Origin of the sequence: Sulfitobacter sp. HGT1, assembly GCF_013282155.1 — a bacterium.
Classification (GTDB): Bacteria; Pseudomonadota; Alphaproteobacteria; order Rhodobacterales; family Rhodobacteraceae; genus Sulfitobacter.
In genome coordinates this window covers 207327-227737 of record NZ_BLWI01000011.1, presented here as the reverse complement: position 1 = coordinate 227737, position 20411 = coordinate 207327, and the positions used below count along the sequence as shown (strand labels likewise).

21 protein-coding genes are annotated in these 20411 nt (G+C 57.2%); 16 read left to right on the top strand and 5 right to left on the bottom strand.

What is annotated here, in order from left to right; translation table 11 throughout:
• Positions 1-422: 422 nt before the first annotated feature.
• The 16 genes from HGT1_RS13275 to HGT1_RS13200 all read left to right on the top strand — a co-directional run bounded on the left by HGT1_RS13275 (position 423) and on the right by HGT1_RS13200 (position 14003).
• Positions 423-1316: a DMT family transporter gene (locus HGT1_RS13275; RefSeq protein WP_176250431.1), complete on the top strand. Its 894-nt coding sequence runs from the start codon at positions 423-425 to the stop codon at positions 1314-1316.
• A gap of 264 nt (positions 1317-1580) precedes the next feature.
• A complete protein-coding gene (gene pcaF, locus HGT1_RS13270) occupies positions 1581-2786 on the top strand; it encodes a 3-oxoadipyl-CoA thiolase (protein ID WP_176250430.1) in 1206 nt (401 codons plus the stop codon).
• Between the two features lie 29 nt (positions 2787-2815).
• Entirely contained in the window at positions 2816-3808 is a 993-nt protein-coding gene (paaA, locus tag HGT1_RS13265) for a 1,2-phenylacetyl-CoA epoxidase subunit PaaA (RefSeq protein WP_176250429.1), read from the top strand.
• 6 nt (positions 3809-3814) lie between these two features.
• Complete coding sequence (gene paaB, locus HGT1_RS13260; RefSeq protein WP_176250428.1) at positions 3815-4108, top strand: 1,2-phenylacetyl-CoA epoxidase subunit PaaB; 294 nt, start codon at positions 3815-3817, stop codon at positions 4106-4108.
• Between the two features lie 29 nt (positions 4109-4137).
• A complete protein-coding gene (paaC, locus tag HGT1_RS13255; RefSeq protein ID WP_176250452.1) occupies positions 4138-4860 on the top strand; it encodes a 1,2-phenylacetyl-CoA epoxidase subunit PaaC in 723 nt (240 codons plus the stop codon).
• A complete protein-coding gene (paaD, locus tag HGT1_RS13250; protein WP_176250427.1) occupies positions 4854-5321 on the top strand; it encodes a 1,2-phenylacetyl-CoA epoxidase subunit PaaD in 468 nt (155 codons plus the stop codon). The genes paaC and paaD overlap by 7 nt, the downstream gene beginning before the upstream one ends.
• Before the next feature lie 3 nt (positions 5322-5324).
• Positions 5325-6389 (top strand): ferredoxin--NADP reductase, encoded by a 1065-nt coding sequence (locus HGT1_RS13245; protein ID WP_176250426.1) that lies wholly within the window; start codon positions 5325-5327, stop codon positions 6387-6389.
• Positions 6390-6399: 10 nt separating this feature from the next.
• Positions 6400-8424: a phenylacetic acid degradation bifunctional protein PaaZ gene (gene paaZ, locus HGT1_RS13240; protein WP_176250425.1), complete on the top strand. Its 2025-nt coding sequence runs from the start codon at positions 6400-6402 to the stop codon at positions 8422-8424.
• On the top strand, positions 8414-9184 hold the full coding sequence (locus tag HGT1_RS13235) for a PaaX family transcriptional regulator C-terminal domain-containing protein (RefSeq protein WP_176250424.1): 771 nt from the start codon (positions 8414-8416) through the stop codon (positions 9182-9184). The genes paaZ and HGT1_RS13235 overlap by 11 nt, the downstream gene beginning before the upstream one ends.
• 55 nt (positions 9185-9239) lie before the next feature.
• Positions 9240-9854 carry a ribonuclease D gene (locus tag HGT1_RS13230; protein ID WP_176250423.1) on the top strand — a complete coding sequence of 205 codons (615 nt, stop codon included), beginning with the start codon at positions 9240-9242 and terminating at the stop codon, positions 9852-9854.
• Positions 9851-10813 carry an SIS domain-containing protein gene (locus tag HGT1_RS13225; protein ID WP_176250422.1) on the top strand — a complete coding sequence of 321 codons (963 nt, stop codon included), beginning with the start codon at positions 9851-9853 and terminating at the stop codon, positions 10811-10813. The genes HGT1_RS13230 and HGT1_RS13225 overlap by 4 nt, the downstream gene beginning before the upstream one ends.
• A gap of 5 nt (positions 10814-10818) precedes the next feature.
• On the top strand, positions 10819-11427 hold the full coding sequence (gene lptC / locus HGT1_RS13220) for an LPS export ABC transporter periplasmic protein LptC (RefSeq protein WP_176250421.1): 609 nt from the start codon (positions 10819-10821) through the stop codon (positions 11425-11427).
• A gap of 35 nt (positions 11428-11462) precedes the next feature.
• Positions 11463-11918, top strand: coding sequence for a lipopolysaccharide transport periplasmic protein LptA (gene lptA / locus HGT1_RS13215; RefSeq protein WP_176250451.1), 456 nt, complete (start codon positions 11463-11465; stop codon positions 11916-11918).
• Positions 11918-12676 (top strand): LPS export ABC transporter ATP-binding protein, encoded by a 759-nt coding sequence (gene lptB / locus HGT1_RS13210; protein ID WP_176250420.1) that lies wholly within the window; start codon positions 11918-11920, stop codon positions 12674-12676. Before lptA ends, lptB begins: the two co-directional genes overlap by 1 nt.
• Positions 12677-12927: 251 nt before the next feature.
• The gene (hpf, locus tag HGT1_RS13205) at positions 12928-13494 is read left to right on the top strand and encodes a ribosome hibernation-promoting factor, HPF/YfiA family (protein ID WP_176250419.1); all 567 of its coding nucleotides are present in this window, start codon (positions 12928-12930) and stop codon (positions 13492-13494) included.
• Between the two features lie 44 nt (positions 13495-13538).
• Complete coding sequence (locus HGT1_RS13200) at positions 13539-14003, top strand: PTS sugar transporter subunit IIA (RefSeq protein WP_176250418.1); 465 nt, start codon at positions 13539-13541, stop codon at positions 14001-14003.
• A 5-nt stretch (positions 14004-14008) separates the two neighbouring features.
• Here HGT1_RS13200 and HGT1_RS13195 read toward each other — a convergent pair whose 3' ends face one another.
• The 5 genes from HGT1_RS13195 to galE all read right to left on the bottom strand — a co-directional run bounded on the left by HGT1_RS13195 (position 14009) and on the right by galE (position 20391).
• Complete coding sequence (locus tag HGT1_RS13195; RefSeq protein ID WP_176250417.1) at positions 14009-15436, bottom strand: nodulation protein NodH; 1428 nt, start codon at positions 15434-15436, stop codon at positions 14009-14011.
• A gap of 3 nt (positions 15437-15439) precedes the next feature.
• Positions 15440-17137, bottom strand: a complete 1698-nt coding sequence (locus HGT1_RS13190) for a beta-1,6-N-acetylglucosaminyltransferase (RefSeq protein ID WP_176250416.1) — start codon at positions 17135-17137, stop codon at positions 15440-15442.
• Positions 17134-18114, bottom strand: a complete 981-nt coding sequence (locus HGT1_RS13185) for a glycosyltransferase family 2 protein (protein ID WP_176250415.1) — start codon at positions 18112-18114, stop codon at positions 17134-17136. Before HGT1_RS13185 ends, HGT1_RS13190 begins: the two co-directional genes overlap by 4 nt.
• Before the next feature lie 95 nt (positions 18115-18209).
• Positions 18210-19340 carry a glycosyltransferase gene (locus tag HGT1_RS13180; protein ID WP_176250414.1) on the bottom strand — a complete coding sequence of 377 codons (1131 nt, stop codon included), beginning with the start codon at positions 19338-19340 and terminating at the stop codon, positions 18210-18212.
• Between the two features lie 67 nt (positions 19341-19407).
• Positions 19408-20391, bottom strand: coding sequence for a UDP-glucose 4-epimerase GalE (gene galE, locus HGT1_RS13175; protein ID WP_176250413.1), 984 nt, complete (start codon positions 20389-20391; stop codon positions 19408-19410).
• Positions 20392-20411 lie beyond the last annotated feature (20 nt).

The following is a 20411-nucleotide window of genomic DNA, read 5'->3' as shown; positions in this document are numbered from 1 at the left end:
ATCGGCAAGGCTTTGAGTAGGGCAATGTGGCTGAATTAGCGTCAACGCCAACCAACAGCCCGCGCGTGTCCTGGGGCCGCAGGCGACGTCAACCACCAATCAGGACACACCCCTGCAACCAAAGGATCAGCGAAGAGCGCATGATCCAGACCCACGCGAGCCGTTTCACCCCAGACAAACAGGCGTTTGCGATTTGAAATCGGGCGGCGAAGATCCGCGCCAGAATCAACGCGCGGGCATTCAGCAACCCCGGCTGGAGAAGCAGGCAGTTTCAACGATGCAAGGCTCAGTGCGCCCGCCCTGCCCCTCAACCTGTGATGTTCGGTCAATTCCTTTGGCTTTCTCTTGCCCTGCCCCGATACTGGTCCTACTGCTGGTGGTCTGGGAATTTTCCCATCGTTTTTTGGGATGGCAAAGCGCAGATGACCACCGGAAATCCCTCACAGGTCACTGGCTATACGGCCGCTTGGGTGATCGTCTTTGTCTGGTCCTTTTGGCTGATCGTCAGCCGTGTCGCAAATAACAGCGGCCTGACAGTGTATGATCTGGCCGCGATGCGCTACGGGCTGGCGTCCATCGTGGCGATACCGCTTTGCCTTTATTACAAACCGTGGCGGGGGCTTTCGCTGACGCAGATTGCAGTGCTCTCGTTCATTCTGGGGCCTGTCTATATCCTGTCGGTGTTTTCCGGCTTCCTTTTTGCGCCTGCCGCACATGGCGGTATCTTCATGAACGGGATACTGCCGCTGGTCGGCATCATTTTGGGTCTGGTCCTTTTCAGCGCAAAGCCCAGCCTGCGGCAGATGCTGGGGGCCGCGCTGATCCTCGTGTCTGCGGTCGTGCTGGCCTGGGACGGGGTCGCCACCAGAAGCGAGACAGCATGGATCGGCGACCTGCTGTTCATCGTGGGGGCGGTGTTCTTTTCATTTTACATGATCCTGTCAGAGCGGTGGCAGCTGGGGGCGATGCAGATCATCTTTTGCGGCACCGTCGTGAATGCAGCGCTCTATCTGCCCGTCTGGGCGCTGTGGCTGCCCTCTGGCATTGCTGACGCGCCGATGGGGCCGCTTTTGTTACAGGCCGTTTATCAGGGGTTTGTGCCCAACCTGATCGGGCTGCTGTTCATCGCCCACGCCTCGCGCAGGATCGGAAACGGCAATACCTCGTCCATCCTTGCGGCTGTCCCCGGTGTGGGCGGAATTTTAGGTGCGTTGATCCTGGGCGAAAACCTGAGCTGGCTGAGCATTGCCGCCCTTGGCCTTTTGACAGTTGGATTGTTGATCAGCGTGCGCAAGCGCCAGATGCTGCCGCCATGATGTGGCACCGCCCGTCCACCTAAAGGGGCCATGTTTGCGGGCAAGCATCGCAGACTCGTTGACAACGCGCAGGCGAAACCTGTCGGCCAAGGTGAATGACGCACACGCCCCAGGGTTCACGCTTTGACAAAGGGTACACGGATTTGGGGGCCGCGCTATCGGAACATTGTGTTACAGTTATTTATATCACCCAATTTTTAAGTAACATTTAAGTTGCGGCGAATCACGACTAACCCTAAGTTCGTCAAACTAAGGGAGACTTTCATGGACGCTTACATTTGTGACGCACAGCGCACGCCCATTGGCCGCTTTGGTGGGGCTTTGTCATCGGTTCGGGCCGATGATCTGGCCGCAGTGCCGATTGCTGCGCTGATGGCACGCCACCCCGATCTGGACTGGTCAAAGGTGGACGATGTGATCTTTGGCTGCGCAAATCAGGCGGGCGAAGACAACCGTAACGTCGCGCGGATGGCCGCCTTGCTGGCTGGCCTGCCTGTCGATGTTCCGGGTGCCACGATCAACCGTTTATGCGCCTCAGGCATGGATGCCGTTGGTGCCGCCGCCCGTGCAATCAAGGCTGGCGATATGGATCTGGCCATTGCCGGTGGCGTTGAAAGCATGACGCGTGCGCCGTTTGTGATGCCCAAGGCCGAAACCGCGTTTTCGCGCGGCAATGCGGTCTATGACACCACCATCGGTTGGCGGTTTGTGAACCCCAAGATGAAATCAAAATACGGCGTCGAATCCATGCCCGAAACCGGTGACAATGTGGCCACCGACTATAACATCAGCCGCGCCGATCAGGATGCGTTTGCCAAGCGCAGCCAGGACCGTTGGGATGCCGCCGACAAGGCTGGCATTTTCGCGGATGAAATCGCACCTGTGACAATCCCGCAGCGCAAGGGTGATCCGATTGTGTTTGACCGCGACGAACACCCGCGGCCCGGCACGTCGATGGAAGCGCTGACAAAACTGCGCCCTATCAACGGCCCTGATCTGACCGTCACAGCCGGCAATGCGTCCGGCGTCAATGACGGTGCCGCTGCAATGCTTATGGCGTCCGAAGCGGCGGCCAATCTGCACGGCCTGACCCCGATTGCCCGCGTCGTCGGCATTTCGGCCGCCGGTGTCGAACCGCGCGTGATGGGCATTGGCCCGGTGCCCGCCAGCCAAAAGGTTCTGGCCCGCGCCGGTCTGACCATCGACCAGATGGATGTGATCGAACTGAACGAGGCATTCGCCAGCCAGGGCATCGCCACATTGCGCGCCCTTGGGGTTGCGGATGACGCGCCACATGTGAACGCAAATGGCGGCGCGATTGCCATTGGTCACCCGCTTGGCATGTCGGGCGCACGGTTGGTGATGACTGCCGCGTTGCAACTGAAACGCACAGGCGGCCGCTATGCCCTGTGCACCATGTGCGTCGGTGTCGGCCAAGGTGTCGCCATCATTCTTGAACGCGCAAGCTAACTGGTAAATCCCCTGAAAGGATCTGAACGATGTATGCACAGATGATCAAATCCACCGGCGAAGGTGTCAAATCTCTCGAAGAGATGGATCCGCAAGAGCGCGCCTTTCAGGAACGGATCAATGCAGGCGGCAAGATAGAGCCGAAAGACTGGATGCCGGACGGGTATCGCAAGAACCTGATCCGGCAGATCGGCCAACATGCGCACTCTGAAATCGTCGGCCAATTGCCCGAGGGCAACTGGATCACCCGCGCGCCCACGCTGGAACGCAAGGCGATCCTGCTGGCCAAGGTGCAGGACGAAGCAGGCCACGGTTTGTATCTGTATTGTGCCGCAGAAACGCTGGGGGTGACCCGTGATCAACTGACGCGCGATTTGCTGTCGGGCAAGATGAAATACTCCTCCATCTTCAATTATCCGACCCTAACATGGGCAGATATGGGTGCTGTGGGCTGGTTGGTTGATGGTGCCGCGATCATGAACCAGGTGCCATTGCAACGCACATCCTACGGGCCCTATGCCCGCGCGATGGTGCGTATCTGCAAGGAGGAATCGTTCCACCAGCGCCAAGGTTACGACATCATGATGAAGATGGCGAATGGCACGGCAGCGCAGAAAAAGATGGCGCAGGACGCGCTGAACCGCTTTTGGGGGCCTGCGTTGATGATGTTCGGCCCGTCAGATGAAAATTCGGTCCATTCGGCGCAATCCATGGCGTGGAAGATCAAGATGAACAGCAATGACGAGCTGCGTCAGAAGTTCGTCGATGAATGCGTCCCGCAGGCTGAATATCTGGGCCTGACCGTCCCTGACCCCGATCTGAAATGGAACGAGGAACGCGGGCATTACGACTTTACCCAGCCCGATTGGGACGAATTCTTTGACGTGCTCAAGGGCAACGGTCCTTGCAACACCGAACGGCTCGAAGCGCGCAACAAGGCGTGGGATGACGGCGCTTGGGTACGCGATGGCCTGATGGCCCATGCGGCGAAAAAACGCGCCGCAAAACTGGCAGCGGAGTAGACTGAAATGACCAATACAACACATGAATGGCCCCTGTATGAGATCTTTATCCGTGGACAACACGGGCTAAGCCACCGCCATGTCGGATCGCTGCATGCGCCCGACGCGGAAATGGCGATCAAGAATGCGCGCGACGTCTATACCCGCCGCAACGAAGGCGTCAGCATCTGGGTCGTTCAGGCCGCTGATATCGCCGCGTCCTCGCCCGAGGAAAAAGGGTCGCTTTACGAGCCTGCGAATGACAAGGTTTATCGCCACCCGACTTTCTTTGATATCCCCGACGAAGTGGGTGCAATGTGAGCGATCACCTGTTTGAATACCTCTGCCGGATGGGCGACAACACCTTGGTTTTGGGGCACCGCGTGTCTGAATGGTGCGGCCACGCGCCCGTGCTTGAGGAAGACATCGCGCTTGCCAATACCGCGCTGGATCTGATCGGGCAAACGACCCTGTGGCTGGATCTGGCCGGAGAGGTCGAAGGCGCAGGTCGTGACGCTGACAAACTGGCCTTTCACCGCGATGTCTGGGATTTCCGCAATCTGCTGTTGGTCGAACAACCCAACGGGGATTTCGGCCAGACCATGATGCGGCAGTTTCTGTTTGATGCGTGGCACCTGTTGCAGCTCAAGGCGCTGATGGGCAGTAGCAATGCGCAGGTTGCCGCCATCGCCGAAAAATCCTCCAAGGAAGTCACCTACCATCTGGAACGGGCCACCGACACGGTGGTTGGTCTGGGCGACGGGACCGAGGAAAGCCACAACCGGATGCAGGCCGCATTGGATAAATTATGGCCCTATGTCGGGGAAATGTTCACTTCTGATGATGTGGACGCCGCTATGGTAGATGCTGGCATTGCGCCCGATCCGGCATCCTTGCGCCCTGCATTTGACGCGCTGCTGGACGATGTGTTCACCGCCGCCACGCTGGTCAAGCCGCAGGATGACTTTGGTCACAAGGGCGGCAAATCCGGCAAGCGGCATACCGAACATCTGGGTCACATGCTGACGCAAATGCAATGGCTGCAACGCGCCTATCCGGATGCCACATGGTAGTCGAAAAGCCCACGTTAGAGACTGTTTGGGGCTGGCTTCACGCGGTACCAGACCCCGAAATCCCAGTCATCTCGCTTACCGATCTGGGGATCATCCGGGATGTTCAGTGGCAAGATGACACGCTAGAGGTGACAGTGACGCCGACCTATTCGGGCTGCCCTGCAACCACGATCATCAACCTTGATATCGAAACCGCCCTGCGCGGGCATGGCATCGAAAAACTGACCCTAAAACGGCAACTTTCGCCTGCCTGGACGTCAGATTGGATGACGGATTCAGGCCGCGCCAAATTGGAAGAATACGGCATCGCGCCGCCCCAGCCTGCGGGCGGGCCGCAGCACTGCCCCCGTTGTAAATCCACAGATGTGGAAAAGATCAGCCAGTTCGGTTCGACCCCTTGCAAGGCGCAATGGCGCTGTACCGACTGCCTGGAACCCTTCGATTATTTTAAGTGTATCTGACCCATGAGCCAATTTCTCCCCTTATTAGTCACTGATATTCACCACACAATCCGCGATGCTGTGGTGCTGACGCTCAAGCCCGAAGACGCGGATGCCTTTGCGTTCAGGCAAGGTCAGTACCTGACGTTCAAGCAGGATTTCGACGGCACCGAACTACGCCGCAATTATTCCATCTGTGCCGGTCTGGACGATGGCGTGTTGCAGGTCGGCATCAAGCGCGTCGACGGCGGGGCGTTTTCGACCTTTGCCAATGAAACGCTCAAGGTGGGCGACACGCTGCACGCGATGCCGCCACAGGGCAAGTTTTTCACCGAGTTAGAGCCTGATACCGCCAAGAACTACCTTGGTTTTGCGGGCGGGTCCGGCATCACTCCGGTGCTGTCGATCCTGAAAACCGTACTGAAACGCGAACCGCAATCCACCTTTACGCTGGTCTATGCCAATCGCGCCGTGAACACGATCATGTTCCGCGAAGAGCTTGAAGACCTCAAGAACCGTTTTATGGGGCGGCTGAGCGTGATCCATATGTTGGAATCCGGTCAGGATATCGACCTGTTCACCGGCCGCGTCGATCAAGCCAAATGCGATGCCTTGTTCGAAACATGGATCGACATCAAAAACATCGACACCGCGTTTATCTGCGGGCCGGAACCGATGATGCTGGCCATTGCGGAATCCCTGAAAACCCATGGGTTAGAGCCTGATCAGATCAAGTTCGAGCTGTTCAGCGAAAGTCAGCAAGGGCGACTGGCCAAGCAGGAAATGGCCAAGCGCAGCGAAGACCAGGCGCTGACCCAAGTGACCGTCACCATTGACGGTGCGGCCCATAATTTCACCATGACCAAAGGCCAGTCCGTGCTTGAGGCTGCGTTGGAAAACAATCTTGATGCGCCGTTTGCCTGCAAGGCGGGCGTGTGTTCGACCTGCATGTGCAAGGTCACCGAAGGCGAGGTAGAGATGCTGTCGAACCACGCCTTGGAGGATTACGAGGTGGAACGCGGCTATCGTCTGAGCTGCCAAAGCTATCCGATCAGCGACAAACTTTCCATCGACTACGACCATCACTAGGGAACTTATTATGCGCGATATTCAAAGCTTTGCCGCCGGTCAGTGGATCAATCCGGGGGCCGGTTCCCGCAATATCGCGAGCGCCATTACCGGCGATGTGATCGCGCGCGCTGGCAACGACGCTTTGGATATTCAGGCCATGCTGGCTTACGCCCATGACGTTGGCGGACCGGCCCTGCGCAAGCTGACGTTTCATGACCGAGCCAAGATGCTCAAGGCGCTGGCGACCTATCTAAAAGAACATAAACAGAGCCTATATGACCTGTCCTTTGACACCGGCGGCACCAAATCCGACCACATGATCGATGTGGATGGCGGCATTGGCACGATGCAGGTCTACGCCGCCAAGGGCCGCCGCGAGATGCCGGATGATCAGGTATTTCTGGATGGCCCCCCCGAACAACTGGGCCGTTCCGGTCAGTTCATGGGCCGCCATATTTGCACACCCCTGCAAGGTGTCGCCGTCCACATCAACGCGTTCAACTTTCCCGTCTGGGGAATGCTGGAAAAGCTGGCCCCGACCCTGCTGGCCGGTGTCCCTGCGATCGTAAAACCCGCAACCGCGACCTGCTATGTGACCGAGGCGTGTTTTCGCCTGATGATCCAGTCGGGCATCTTGCCAGATGGCGCTATCCAACTGGTGACAGGGGGATTGGGCGATATGCTGGATCACCTTGATTGTCAGGACGTGGTCAGCTTTACCGGATCCGCCGAAACTGCCAACAAACTGCGCAGCAATCCCGCGCTATTGGAACGGTCCGTCCGGTTCGCATCCGAGCAGGACAGCCTGAATGCGTCCGTGTTAGGGTCTGATGCAGCGCCGGGCACGCCCGAATTTGATCTGTTCGTCAAAGAGGTCCAGCGCGAGATGACTGCGAAAGCGGGTCAGAAATGCACGGCCATTCGCCGGATCATGGTGCCTGAGCCGCATGTCGACGCGATGATCGCTGCGATCTCAGCACGGTTGGCCAAGGTGACCATCGGTGATCCACGGCTGGAAACAACGAAAATGGGCGCGTTAGTGTCACAATCGCAACGCCGCGACGTGCTGGAAAAGGCCGCGCTGATCGGGGCCGAGGCCGAGCGGGTCTTTGGTGACCCTGACAGCTTTGCAGTCGATGGGGCCGACTGCGAAAAGGGCGCTTTTGTCCCGCCGATGCTGTTCCATTGCGCCGATCCTGACAACGCGATCCGTGTTCACGATACCGAAGCGTTCGGGCCCGTTTCAACGATCATGCCCTACCGCGACACCGACCACGCCATCGCACTTCTGAACAAGGGCAAAGGGTCGCTTGTCGCCTCGGTCATCACCCGCGACGGAGATATCGCGCGGCAAATGGCAATGGGGGCAGGTGCCTTTCACGGGCGGCTGTACTTCAACAACCGCGATTCCATGGCCGAGGCGACAGGCCACGGTGCCCCCCTGCCCCACATGGTGCATGGCGGGCCGGGCCGTGCAGGCGGCGGCGAAGAACTGGGCGGCATTCGCGGGGTCATGCATTACATGCAGCGCACCGCCATTCAGGGCAGCCCCGACATTCTGACCGCCATCGGCAAACAATGGGTTCCCGGCGCAACCGAGATTTCAGACCGCGACCACCCGTTCACCCGTGTCTTTGGTGATCTGGATCTGGGCGAGACGTTCAATTCAGCCAGCCGGACCATTTCGCTGGACGATATCGAAACCTTTGCGCACTTCACTGGCGATACCTTCTATGCCCACATGGACGAAGACACCGCCAAGGCGAACCCGTTCTTCCCCGGTCGTGTTGCCCACGGTTACCTGCTGCTGTCCTTTGCCGCCGGTCTGTTCGTGCAACCCGATCCCGGACCTGTGCTGGCAAACACCGGTTTGGACAATCTGCGCTTCATGGCACCGGTGCAGGCCGGCGACAGCATCAAGGTCCGGCTTAGCGTCAAGGCAAAGACCCCTCGTAATGATGAATACGGTGAGGTACGCTGGCACGTGACCCTGACCAATCAGGATGATGCCGCCGTGGCCGAGTATGAACTGCTGACGATGAATGCCTACTGACGATTTTACAAATGCAATAACCCCCCTAAAACAACTTGGCGGACAGCGCGTCTGGTCGCTGATGATCAGCCTGTTCGGCGACCTTGCGCGACGCAAGGGCGATATTATCGACGGGCCGGTACTGTCTGCAATCATGGCCGAAATGGACGTGCGCCCCGAAGCGGCGCGCGTGGCGCTGCACCGGTTGCGCAAAGACAATTGGATCGCATCGGAAAAGCAGGGGCGGATCAGCAGGCACAGCCTGACACCTGACGGTCGCAGCCAGGCCGATGATGCAAGCGCACGTATTTACGCAACGCCAGATGAACTTTGCCAGGGATGGCAGATGGTGTTGCTAAGCGGTGTCGCCGCTGAGGCGGATGATTTAAACGGATTCACCCAAGTGAATGGCCGCGTGTATGTGGGCCCGTCTGACATCGAACCACCGCAAGATGCCTTTGTTACCACGGGAAACACTGCGCCCGATTGGCTCAAGACCGAATTGGAACCCGCAACGCTTGAACAAGCCTATGCCCAGCTGCAAGCGGCGTTGGAACACGCGGCGCAGCATCTGCCCGCCCACGAGTCCCTAAGCCCGCTGCAAGTCGCGACCTTGCGCTGTTTGATCGTCCATAACTGGCGGCGCTTGGCGCTCAAGCATCCTGCATTGCCGAAACCGCTGATGCGAAACGACTGGGTCGGGCTGAAATCTCACGGTCTGGTTGCCGATCTGCTGGCGCAGTATCCGCGGCCGGATCCGTCGATGATTGCCGCCGCTTAACCGGCGCTCAAAAGCGGCGCTTTCCCAAACCGCGCGAGGGCGATATAGGGAAGGCATGAAAAATAAAGTTTACCAAAATGACCTGCCGGACGGGCTTGATCTGGGTGCAATCGTCGCGATTGATTGCGAGACGATGGGCCTGCATCCGCATCGCGACCGCCTGTGCGTTGTGCAACTGTCAAGCGGCGACGGCCACGCGCATCTGATCCAGATCGCCAAGGACCAGACCACGGCACCCAATCTATGCGCATTGCTGGAAAATCCGGATGTGCTCAAGCTGTTTCACTTTGGCCGTTTCGACATCGCCGCGATGCTGAACCGGTTCGGGGCCAAGGCCACGCCGGTCTACTGCACCAAGATCGCTAGCCGCCTTGTGCGCACCTATACTGACCGCCACGGGCTGGCAAAGCTGTGTCAGGAACTGCTGAGCGTCGATATTTCCAAGCAGCAGCAATCCAGCGACTGGGGCGCGGAAAAGCTGACCAAAGCGCAGATCGACTATGCCGCGTCGGATGTTTTGCACCTGCACAAGCTGCGTGACGCGCTGAATGTGATGCTGCTGCGCGAAGACCGTATGGAGATCGCGCAAGCGTGTTTTGATTTTCTTCCCACCCGAGCCCAACTGGATCTGGCAGGCTGGCCCGACACGGATATTTTTGCACACGTATGAGCACCCCATTCCTTGATACTGCCCGGCGGGTCATCCGCACCGAGGCTGACGCGCTGACGGCTTTGGCTGACAGTCTGGATGATCGCTTTCGTCAGGCGATTGACCTGCTGATCGCCACCCGTGGCCGCGTGATTGTTACCGGTATCGGCAAATCCGGCCATATCGCCAAGAAAATTGCGGCCACGCTGGCCAGCACCGGCACGCCTGCCCAATTCGTCCACCCCGCCGAGGCAAGCCACGGCGATCTGGGCATGATCACGGGCGATGATGTGGTGCTGGCGATATCTAACTCGGGCGAGGCCCCTGAGCTGGCCAATCTGATCGCCTATTCCCGGCGCTTTTCCATTCCCTTGATCGGGATCACCAGCCGCGAGGGCAGCAGCCTTGGTGCCCAATGTGATGTGGTGCTTTTGCTGCCGCAACTGGCCGAGGCCTGCGGCACCGGCGTTGTGCCATCGACATCCACGACCATGACCCTTGCGATGGGCGATGCGGTTGCGATTGCATTGATGGAAAACCGGTCGTTTACCGCGGAACATTTCCGCGAATTTCACCCCGGCGGCAAATTGGGCGCGCGGCTAAGCCGTGTGGCCGATCTGATGCATACGGGCGATGCCCTGCCCATGGTCAAAGACGATGCGCCGATGTCTGACGCATTGATGATGATGAGCAGCAAATCATTCGGTGTGGTGATCGTTACCGACGCCGCCGGCACCCTTGCCGGGATCATCACCAGCGGCGACTTGGGGCGCCATCTGGACGGACTGATGACAAAGACCACGCGCGATGTGATGACGACAGCGCCCGTGACAATCGCCCCCGATGCGCTGGCCGAAAAAGCCGTGGGAATCATGAACACCCGCAAGATCACCTGCCTGCTGGTTGTCGAACCGAACGGCAAAAACGTCCCTGCGGGGCTGATCCATATCCACGACTGCCTGCGCGTCGGATTGGGCTAAGGATCATGCAGGGGGACCGCTACTCCAAACTGGTATCCTGGCTAAAGGTCTTGTTCCCGCTGATGGCTTTGGCGCTGTTATCGACACTATTCCTGATTTCGCGCGCCATTGATCCCGGTCAGTCCATCCCCTTTGCTGAAAAGGAAATTCAGGAAAGACTGCGCGACCAGCAACTTACGGCACCTTTTTTTACCGGTACCACGGCTCAGGGCGACGAACTGACGTTCTATGCTGATATATTGACCACGCCGGACGGGAAAATCGGGTCAAACAAGGCCGAAAACATCCGTCTGACGATCAAAACGGCCCAAGGCGCATCCTATCGTCTGCAATCCGGCCAGGCCGAGATTGATCTGGCCAAGAATATCGCCGAACTGACCAATGATGTGATCATCATGACTTCGACCGGATATCGCATGACCAGCGACTATATGACATCCGGCCTGTCGTCTCTTGATCTGGAATCTCCGGGGCGTGTGTATGGCACAGCACCCGAAGGCATCCTCGAGGCCGGTTCAATGACAGTATCGCAACCAGAAAATGGCGAAGCGACCCAATTGTTTTTCACAAATGGGGTGAAGCTGATATATAAACCGAAACCTTTGATAGAGTAACTTGCGTGAAATACATTCTGCTGCCGCTTTTTTTGATGTTCTCTGCCATGTCGGTTGCGGCCCAAGGGGCCAATGTGGCCTTTGGAACGATCCGCCAGGATACCGGGCTTCCTGTTGAAGTGACCGCTGACAACCTGTCTGTCGATCAGGCAACAGGAACCGCGATTTTCACCGGAAATGTGCTAATTGGACAGGGTGAAATGCGTTTGTCCGCATCGCGGGTTCTGGTCGTGTACCGCGCCAACGGCGACGGCATTGCCCGGCTAGAGGCGACGGGCGGCGTTACGCTGGTATCCGGCCCTGATGCCGCCGAATCAGAGCGGGCAGATTACGATATCGACAAGGGTACAATCGTGATGTCTGGCAATGTTTTGCTGGCTCAAGGCCGCAATGCGCTCAGCTCCGACACGATGAGCGTCAAGCTTTCTGACGGTACGGCGCAGATGTCGGGCCGGGTCAGAACGGTTTTGCAGCCCGGTGGCAATAACTGATGTCGACCCCACAATTGACTGTTAAACAGGGTGGCAGTGGCCTGCGTATCGAACACCTGCGCAAATCCTATCGCAAAAAGACGGTCATTCGCGATTTTTCAATGCATCTTGATCGGGGTGAGGTTGTCGCCCTGCTGGGGCCGAACGGGTCTGGCAAGACGACGACATTCTACGCCGTGGCGGGCCTTGTGATGCCCGAAGGCGGGACTGTCACCATTGACGGCAAAGACGTGACGTCCTTGCCCATGTACCGTCGTGCGCAGTTGGGGATTGGCTATCTACCTCAGGAAATGAGCATTTTTCGTGGGTTGAGCGTTCAGGATAACATCTCGGCGATCTTGGATATTTCCGTGCCGGACGCGCGCAAACGGCGTGAACGCCTCGAGGCACTGCTGTCCGAGTTTTCAATCGAACATTTGCGCCGCGCACCTGCCTTGGCCCTTTCGGGCGGGGAACGTCGCCGCGTAGAGATCGCCCGCTGTCTGGCCGCCGATCCGAAATACCTGCTGCTTGATGAGCCCTTTGCCGGGGTAGATCCGATATCGGTCGATGACATCCGGCATCTGGTCGCAGACCTGAAAAAACGCGGAATCGGCGTGCTTATTACCGACCATAACGTACGCGAAACACTCGAGATCGTGGACCGCGCCTATATTCTGCACGAAGGCAAGGTTCTGATGTCGGGCACCCCGTCCGAAGTCGTTCAGAACGAGAACGTCCGGCGTGTCTATTTGGGTGATAATTTTCGTATCTCCTAATTTTTCATGAATTTGCTGGGCTATTTTTCGCACATTTTTCTGCCAGATTCATTTGACAATCGGTGCCTTTCGGGCGCTCAATGGAGTTATGGCGACACTACGTTCCTTGTTTGTCCTACCTGACCCTTTCAACCAAGGGCCAAAGGCATTCATTCTGAACGCATCGCCATTCACCCGCATCTGACCCCGCCCCAAACCGCGTTTTTCGCGGTCATGGACGCTGTTCAGAACGTTATGAATAAGGAGACTATATGCGGTACCAAATCAGTGGCAAACAGATCGACATCGGCGAAGCCCTGCAGACCCATGTGAAAACCGAACTGGGCGAAGCAGTCAAAAAATATGCAGAGCGTCCGACGGATGCGAATGTCATCTTTTCCAAGTCCGCCCATGAGTTTGTTTGCGAAGCGACGGTGCATCTTTCAACCGGTCTGACCGCGTCGGCAAAAGCTCATGCTACTGATATTTATGGCTCTTTTGACTCCTGTGCAGCCAAGATGGAAAAACAGCTTCGCCGTTACAAGCGACGGTTGAAGGACCACCACAGAGAGCGCCCGGAGCCTGTTGAACTTTTCGGCGCTTCCTCGTATATCCTCGCATCAGAAAGCGATTCAGATGCGCAGGAACCCGAAACCCTCCAACCCATGATCATTGCCGAAATGCAGACCAAGATCGCAAACTTGTCTGTCGGAGAAGCGGTTATGCAAATGGAAATTTCAGGCTCACCTGTCGTCGTGTTTCGTAAAGAGGGTAAAGAAGGCGTAAACGTTGTGTACCGTCGTGATGACGGAAACATCGGCTGGATCGACCCGTCCTAGACACAACGGATCGCGAAAAAGCGGACCAGAATTGAGCCAGCAGAATGAATTTTGCGACACTCCTAAAGCCCGGGGCCGTTAAGGTTCTGACGTCCGCATCAAGCAAGAAGCGTCTGCTCCACGATATCGGGGAGTTGGCGTTTCACGCATATGGTCTGGAGTCTGGCGCTGTTGTCGAAGCTTTGCAAACGCGCGAATCCCTTGGCCCCACAGGTGTGGGCCACGGGGTCGCCTTGCCACACGCACGTCTTGAAGGGTTGGAAACTGTCCTTGGCGCGTTCGTGTTGCTGGACAAGCCGATTGATTTCAACGCAGTCGACCGACAGCCGGTTGATATTGCCTTTGCGCTTTTTGCCCCCGAAAATGCTGGTGTTGAGCATCTAAAGGCATTGGCACTGGTATCGCGCACGCTGCGCAACGCATCGGTCTGTGCCAAGCTGCGCGCAAACCCGGAGCCGACGACGCTTTACACAATTCTGACAGAAGCACAGGCAACGCAAGTGGCCTGAGGTCGCTATTGCCAGCTGTCAAACCCGAAAATCATATAATCCCGCTGATAGGCATCCGAGGCGAGCTTTTCGATCTCGGCATCGTAAATTTCTGGCAGGTCAAACGGGCCGGTTTGCAGGCGCTTCGGCACGGCTGGCGCCGCCGTGACGCCAACGGATGCCGCCAGTTCGGCCAAATCGTTTTCCAGATCTGCCTCGCGGATAATGCGGTCGGGAAGGGCGAATTCGCCGAAACCCTGTACGGCTTGCGCTTGGGTACACCAGGCTTGATCAACACGAATGGCGGTCTGGCCATTCAGGTTCCCCTTGAGGAAAACCAGAAACGCCTTGAACGCCGCGCGATGCGCATCCGCGTCATAGTTGGCATCGGGTTCGCCTTCGGGCAAAGGCAGTTTATAGCGCCTGATCAGATTGCCCCGCAGCTGGGTATAGCTGCCCTTGCCGGTCGTCACGATATGGCGGCAAAAGGCGTCATGGGCGCGGTCAACGGGGTGGCGCAGCACCGTAAAGCTGCGATGCCCGACATTGCGGCGTTTCCATTGGCGCAAATCCTTTTGGCTCATCTTGTTGTGCAACTGGTTGCGCTTTACCCCATCAACGGCAGCCAGCCAGTCCAGAACCTGCGGTTCCGGCCCGCTGCGCAGCGGCAGATACAGCAAGGGTGCTTCGGCCGCAGCAACATAGGACGGCACCACAGGCCCGCGACGGGGCTCGAAATTCGGCGTGCGCGTCAGATCAAAGCGGTCCAGCCGCGCCAGAGCCGAAAGCATATCATCGTAATTGCTGACCTTGGTCGAGATAGGTTCGGGGTTTTGCTTTTTCAGGCTTTTGTCCAACCCCTCAAGCGCCTCGTCCACACCCAGGAACCGCGCAAGCCCGTTCATCACCTCAACGCTTTGCAGGTCTTCGTAGGCGACATAAAATGCAGTCTGGCCCAAAACCTGAAGACGGTTCAGCAACAGCAACTGGAACTCTTGCAGGGCTTCCAGATGGGCCGCGAATTCATCCTCGTCAAACAGCGCCTGACCGGCCTTATGTGCCTTCATGTCGGTCAGCTTCCACTGTCCGGTGGCCTGCGCGATCTTCCAGCTGACATAGCTTTCGACGGGGTTGCGGGTCAAAATGATCTTGGCACAGGTGTCGTCATTCAGCAGCGTGTCCAGCACGCGGGGGTCGTGATCGTGAAAATAGCGAAAACCGCCCAGCCCGTCGGATTTTGTCCGTATCGCAGCCAGCAGGACGTCAGGGTTGGTATCACGGGTTTCCTGATCGACACCCAGAATATCCGCCGCCTTTGGGTAGCCAATAAAATGCGGGTTAAAGGCCTCTCCGTGGCAGGAGATACCCTTGAAAGCGTTCAGGTTGGTTTCAAGAAAATTCGATCCGGTGCGCATCTCGGCGAAAACAACAAAGCTTTTGAAACTGGAAGGCATGATTTACTGCACCAAATAGGGTTTGCGCGACGACGCCTGATTGGCTGCCACACCGCGTTCCACAGGGAAGTCGCCCATAAGATGCGGATGCATCCCCTGATTCTTGAGGTTTTGCAAAAATTGCCCGAACCCTGACAGATCGACCATCCTTGGGACCTCGGCAATGCGGTTCAGCTTGGTGTGTCCGATCTCGTCCAAAATCCCTTGAAGCGGCTCCATCGGAGCCTCGATGAATTCGGCCATATTCCAGATCCGGACGCGCGCCTTGGTATAGGGCGACCGCAGGATGTTCATATGTTCGCTTTCGACTTTTTGCAAAATCGCAGCCTCGCGGCGGATGTCGGCGAAATCCATATTCGACCGGAACAAAGGCACCGACCACGCACCCGTAATAACGGACACCTGCGCATTCGGGTCTTTGGCAATACGCCAGCAAACGTCCTGATTGTCACCCGGCCCGAATTGGAAACATTGCCGTTCGCCACGGGTGTTCCAGATCAGGTTGGTTAGAAACGCCTTGGCATTGTAATCGCGGGTCGTGGCACTGTCGCTTAGCGCACCGTTGATGGCTGTCTGGTTTTCGGCATAGTGAACCTTGTCAGGGGCAAACAGATGCCCGTGCACGCGCGCGCCTGTGGATTTTGCCAACCACGGCTCAAAATTCTCGAACAATTCGGCAAAGCCCTGAAACATCGAATACGTGGCCGCAGTCACCCCGTTTTCCCAGTCTTCATTCGGGAAACGGCTTTGCATATACAAACCCGACCGCCCGCGCGTCCGGCGTTCAACGGCCTTGGCAAAGATGCGGTCGATCTTGCCGGGGTTCGGCTCGGTCTTTTTCAGCGCGTCGGCTTCGTCGGTCAGAAACGCCTCGTAGAGGCGATCTGCGTAGGGCCAGATCTTGCGCGCGACAAAGCAGTCAGAGCGCCGCAAAAGCTGCAAATGGTCATCATAGAAAATATGCGGTTTACCCTGAAAGTCGAATTTGGACAGGGTCAGTGAACGGCTTTCGATCTTGATCGCATATTGCCGCGCCAGGGTCTGGAAATAGCTTTCGTCGGGAATCCAGACATGGCGGAAATAGCGGTCGTATTCATCACGGTCAGGGTCTTGTAAAATAGCTGATAACGTCTGGCGCGTAAGACACCACCATTGTGACCCCATATGCGGGACAAGGCCGTTCGGCATTTTACGCTTCAGGCCGATAATGCGTTGGAGAGCGACTGATTTATCAAACAAATACCGCTGCTTCTTCCAGGAAAACGGGAAGTGCATGGTAAAGCGTTCTTCGTCCAGACCGCCCACCGTCCATGGCACATCCGCTGTTGTCGCGCTTTCGATAAAGTCGGTTTTGGGACGTGCTGCAAGATAGTTGATCAGCTCTTGGACCGGGCGAAGTGGCAGGCAGGAACCGGATGCAAGATAGACATGGCGCACGTCGGGAAACTGCGCCAGCATCATCTCTGACCCCGCCTGAGAGGCCGCGATGATGCCCCAGGTGCCCCATTCACACCGGAACCGTTTGCAGAATTTCAGGTCCGGCACATCAGACAGGCTTTTGACAAAGGCGTCATAGACCTTGCGCGACACGTTTTTGTCGACATGGATAACGACGGGACAGCCCGCAGCCGACCAATGGCGCGCGACCTGCTCCGCCCGGCCAAGGGCAGTATGCACCAACATGACAACACCGACCGTCATGCCCAGTTCCCCTTGGACATGAGGCCCAGAATTTCAAGCTGGCGCCAGTTGATATAACGTTCAGACCATTTGCACCAAAGCTGGGGATCGGACTGCAAGCTTTCGGCATAGGCCTTGTATTCGACCGACCCGGCATAGTGTTGACCGCGCTCAAGTTCCTCAAGCGCTTTGGCGCTAAAGGTATCAATGAACTTGGCATGCAGCAGCACGCCCGACGCCTTTTCCCCGCCCCATTCGTCATAGACCTGGTTCAGCCCGCGTGGCAGCAGCATATGCGTCGAACTGACATAGACATAGCGCCGGTCCCATTTCACCAGCGGTATCTTGTTGAGCGCCGGCGCTTTCTTGGGATCGTCCTTGAAGAAGACACGCGCGCGCGGGCCACCCTGAATCCATAAATTCGCAAAACCGAAGTTACGCGAGAGCGAATAGTTTCCGCTGTCGAACCACGATGCAATTTCGATCGGGTTTTGCCCCGATTGATAAGGTTGTTCGTCAAGCCGCCCCTTGGGGTACATATCCAGCAACATCGCGGAAAACGACTTGATCGACGACGCATCCAGCCAGTCGGTTAGCGCCCGCAACGGTCTTGTATCACAAAACGGATAAATCAGGAATTCATCAGGGTCGACGGTCAGGGTCCAATGACCGTGGGCATGTTTCATCTGCAACCAATTCAGCCAATCCACACCAAACCGCGCGCTCTTATAGCTTGCGCGAGCGTGCCATACCGACACATCCGGCTGATCCGCCAAGTATTCCGCAGATCCGTCATCGCTGTTATTGTCCACGAAAAAGAAATGACCAACGCCCAGTTTCCGGTAGTAATCAAGGAAATAGGGCAGGCGTATTTTTTCGTTTCGCTGCGTGCAAAACAGCAAAATATCGTCGGGCTTGATCTGTTTGGTGCGGTTCACAATAGGCTTTAGCTCGCGGCGCTTGCGAAACGCGCGAATACGCCATCTCTTGCGCTGCATTCTAAGCCGATATGATTGAACGATACCCAAAAACTGCCCTTCATTCTCGGGGGTGTGCTAAGCTTTTTAACCAGAGTGGCCCGTTATGGGACAGTCTACGCCCGCAGGCTTAACACACTATTGAAATGATTTTGCCATGTCGGACCTTTAAACCCCGTCAAAGTATCATCTATTTCTGGCGCGCTGGCCCATTTTTTTATTACCCTTAACCACTGATACTGGTCTGAAACGCTTGCGTAAACAGGCTTATCACTCAAAAACTCGTGCAAGACCTCAAGATCGTTGCATAAAACACGCGTTTCCAGCATCAGCGCCTCAAGCGGAGGCAGGCCAAAGCCCTCGGCAAGGCTGGGGAACAATGCGCCAGCAGCATTTTGCACCAGTGCCCCAAGGGCAGCATCCGACAGATCTGGCAATTCTCGCACGCGGCTATCGGGGCCCAGAGAATCAAGACGGGCAAACAGCGCTTCATTGTTCCAGCCACGGGTACCACAGATCAGCAAAAGCGGTGCATCCGCGCCCAGAGCGTCCCAAATATCCAGCAAGAAGGCGTGGTTTTTGCGAGGTTCAATTGTTCCGACGGTGACAAAATACGGCCCCTCTGGCGGCAGGCCCACAGGCAGCGCTGACAGGTCTGACTGGGGTGTTACTGTTCCCAGATGCGCAACAATACCGTATGGGACAGCCCCCCATTCGGCCATCTTCGCCTCGCTCCGGCGTTGTGTATCGGCCGAATTATAGATCACACGATCAGCCCATTTTTGCACGCGCTGCAACTTGTCTTGAAACGGCTTTACCGTCCCGGGGCGCTGGTATTGCGGATATTCAAGCGGGATAACGTCGTGGACCAGCACATTGATATCGATGCCTTTGGCGTTCATCCCCGATAAAGCGCGGGTGGTCAGGTTGCTGTGGCCCACATTGAAATAGCTGCACGGTGCAGGCAGTTTAGCCAGCAACCGTGACAGACGCCAAGGCGTAGCGCGTGCAATAGCCAACCGCCGGAAATCAGCCTCGGCGCGCTTGCCCGCCATCGACCGGCCCCGCAGGAATCGGGAAAGAACATCAGGCGGGCCCCAGCCAGATCGCCCGACCATCCGGTCTTGAAGCCCCTGCAAACCGGCGCGATCCAGCAAAAGGTAGCCATACGCGGTGCGGGCCAGGCCAAAGCAAGGCGCATCATCCGATAAAAAGCGCGCGAGATAGGCAAGTTCGACCCGATCCACACCCGTCGCCATACGCCCAGCGCGGCGCAGAGTCCGCGTGATATCCAGCAGCCGGGCGGGCGGTGCTTTATGTGTCGTAGCGGCCAGTTTGGTGCCATCTCCATGCGTCAGAAATCATTTGCGACATGGTGGACCGTTTGGGGGACCACCCCAGCTCTGCCATAGCGCGGGTGGACCCCGAAACCAGCTTGGTGCAATCGCCCGGACGACGCGCGCCTTCCTTGACGGGTACCGCGCGATTGGTCACCTCGCCGCTGTGATCGACCACTTCGCGCACTGAAAACCCGGTACCGGTACCCAGATTGAACACCCGGCTGGGCTTGCCTTCCAGCAACCAGTTCAGACCCAACACATGGGCATCAATCAGGTCGCAGACATGCACATAGTCGCGGATGCAGGTGCCATCGGGCGTATCATAATCCGTGCCAAAGATTGTCAGCGCGTCGCGTTTTCCGTCGATCGCATCCAGCATCAAGGGCACAAGATGTGTCTCGGGCTGGTGGAATTCGCCCACCTCCCCCTCGGGATCAGCGCCAGCCACATTAAAGTAGCGGAAGATCACATTCTTCAGGCCATAGGCTACTTCAAAATCGCGCAGGATGTCTTCGATGGCACGTTTGGACGCGCCATAGGCGTTGATCGGCAGCTGAACGCTGTTTTCGTCCAGAACAACATTATCCTGATCACCATATGTCGCGCAGGTGGATGAGAACACGAAATTCTTGCACTCGGCCTCAACCGCAGCTTCGATCAGGTTCAGCGATCCCTGAACGTTATTGCGCCAATAGACACCGGGCTGATTCATGCTGTCGCCCACCTGACTAAGTGCCGCGAAATGCATGACTGCAACGGGTTTATACTGCGCAAATGCCGCGTCGATTTGGGCGCGGTTCAGCAAATCCCCTTCGATCATCGGCCCGAACTTGACAGCATCACGCCAGCCGGTGACAAAATTATCAAAGGTCACGGGGGTAAAGCCGGCAGCGGCAAGGGCTTTGCATGCGTGCGATCCAATATAGCCCGCACCGCCGGTTACCAAAACATTCGCCATCAATTCGCCTTTGCCAAAGT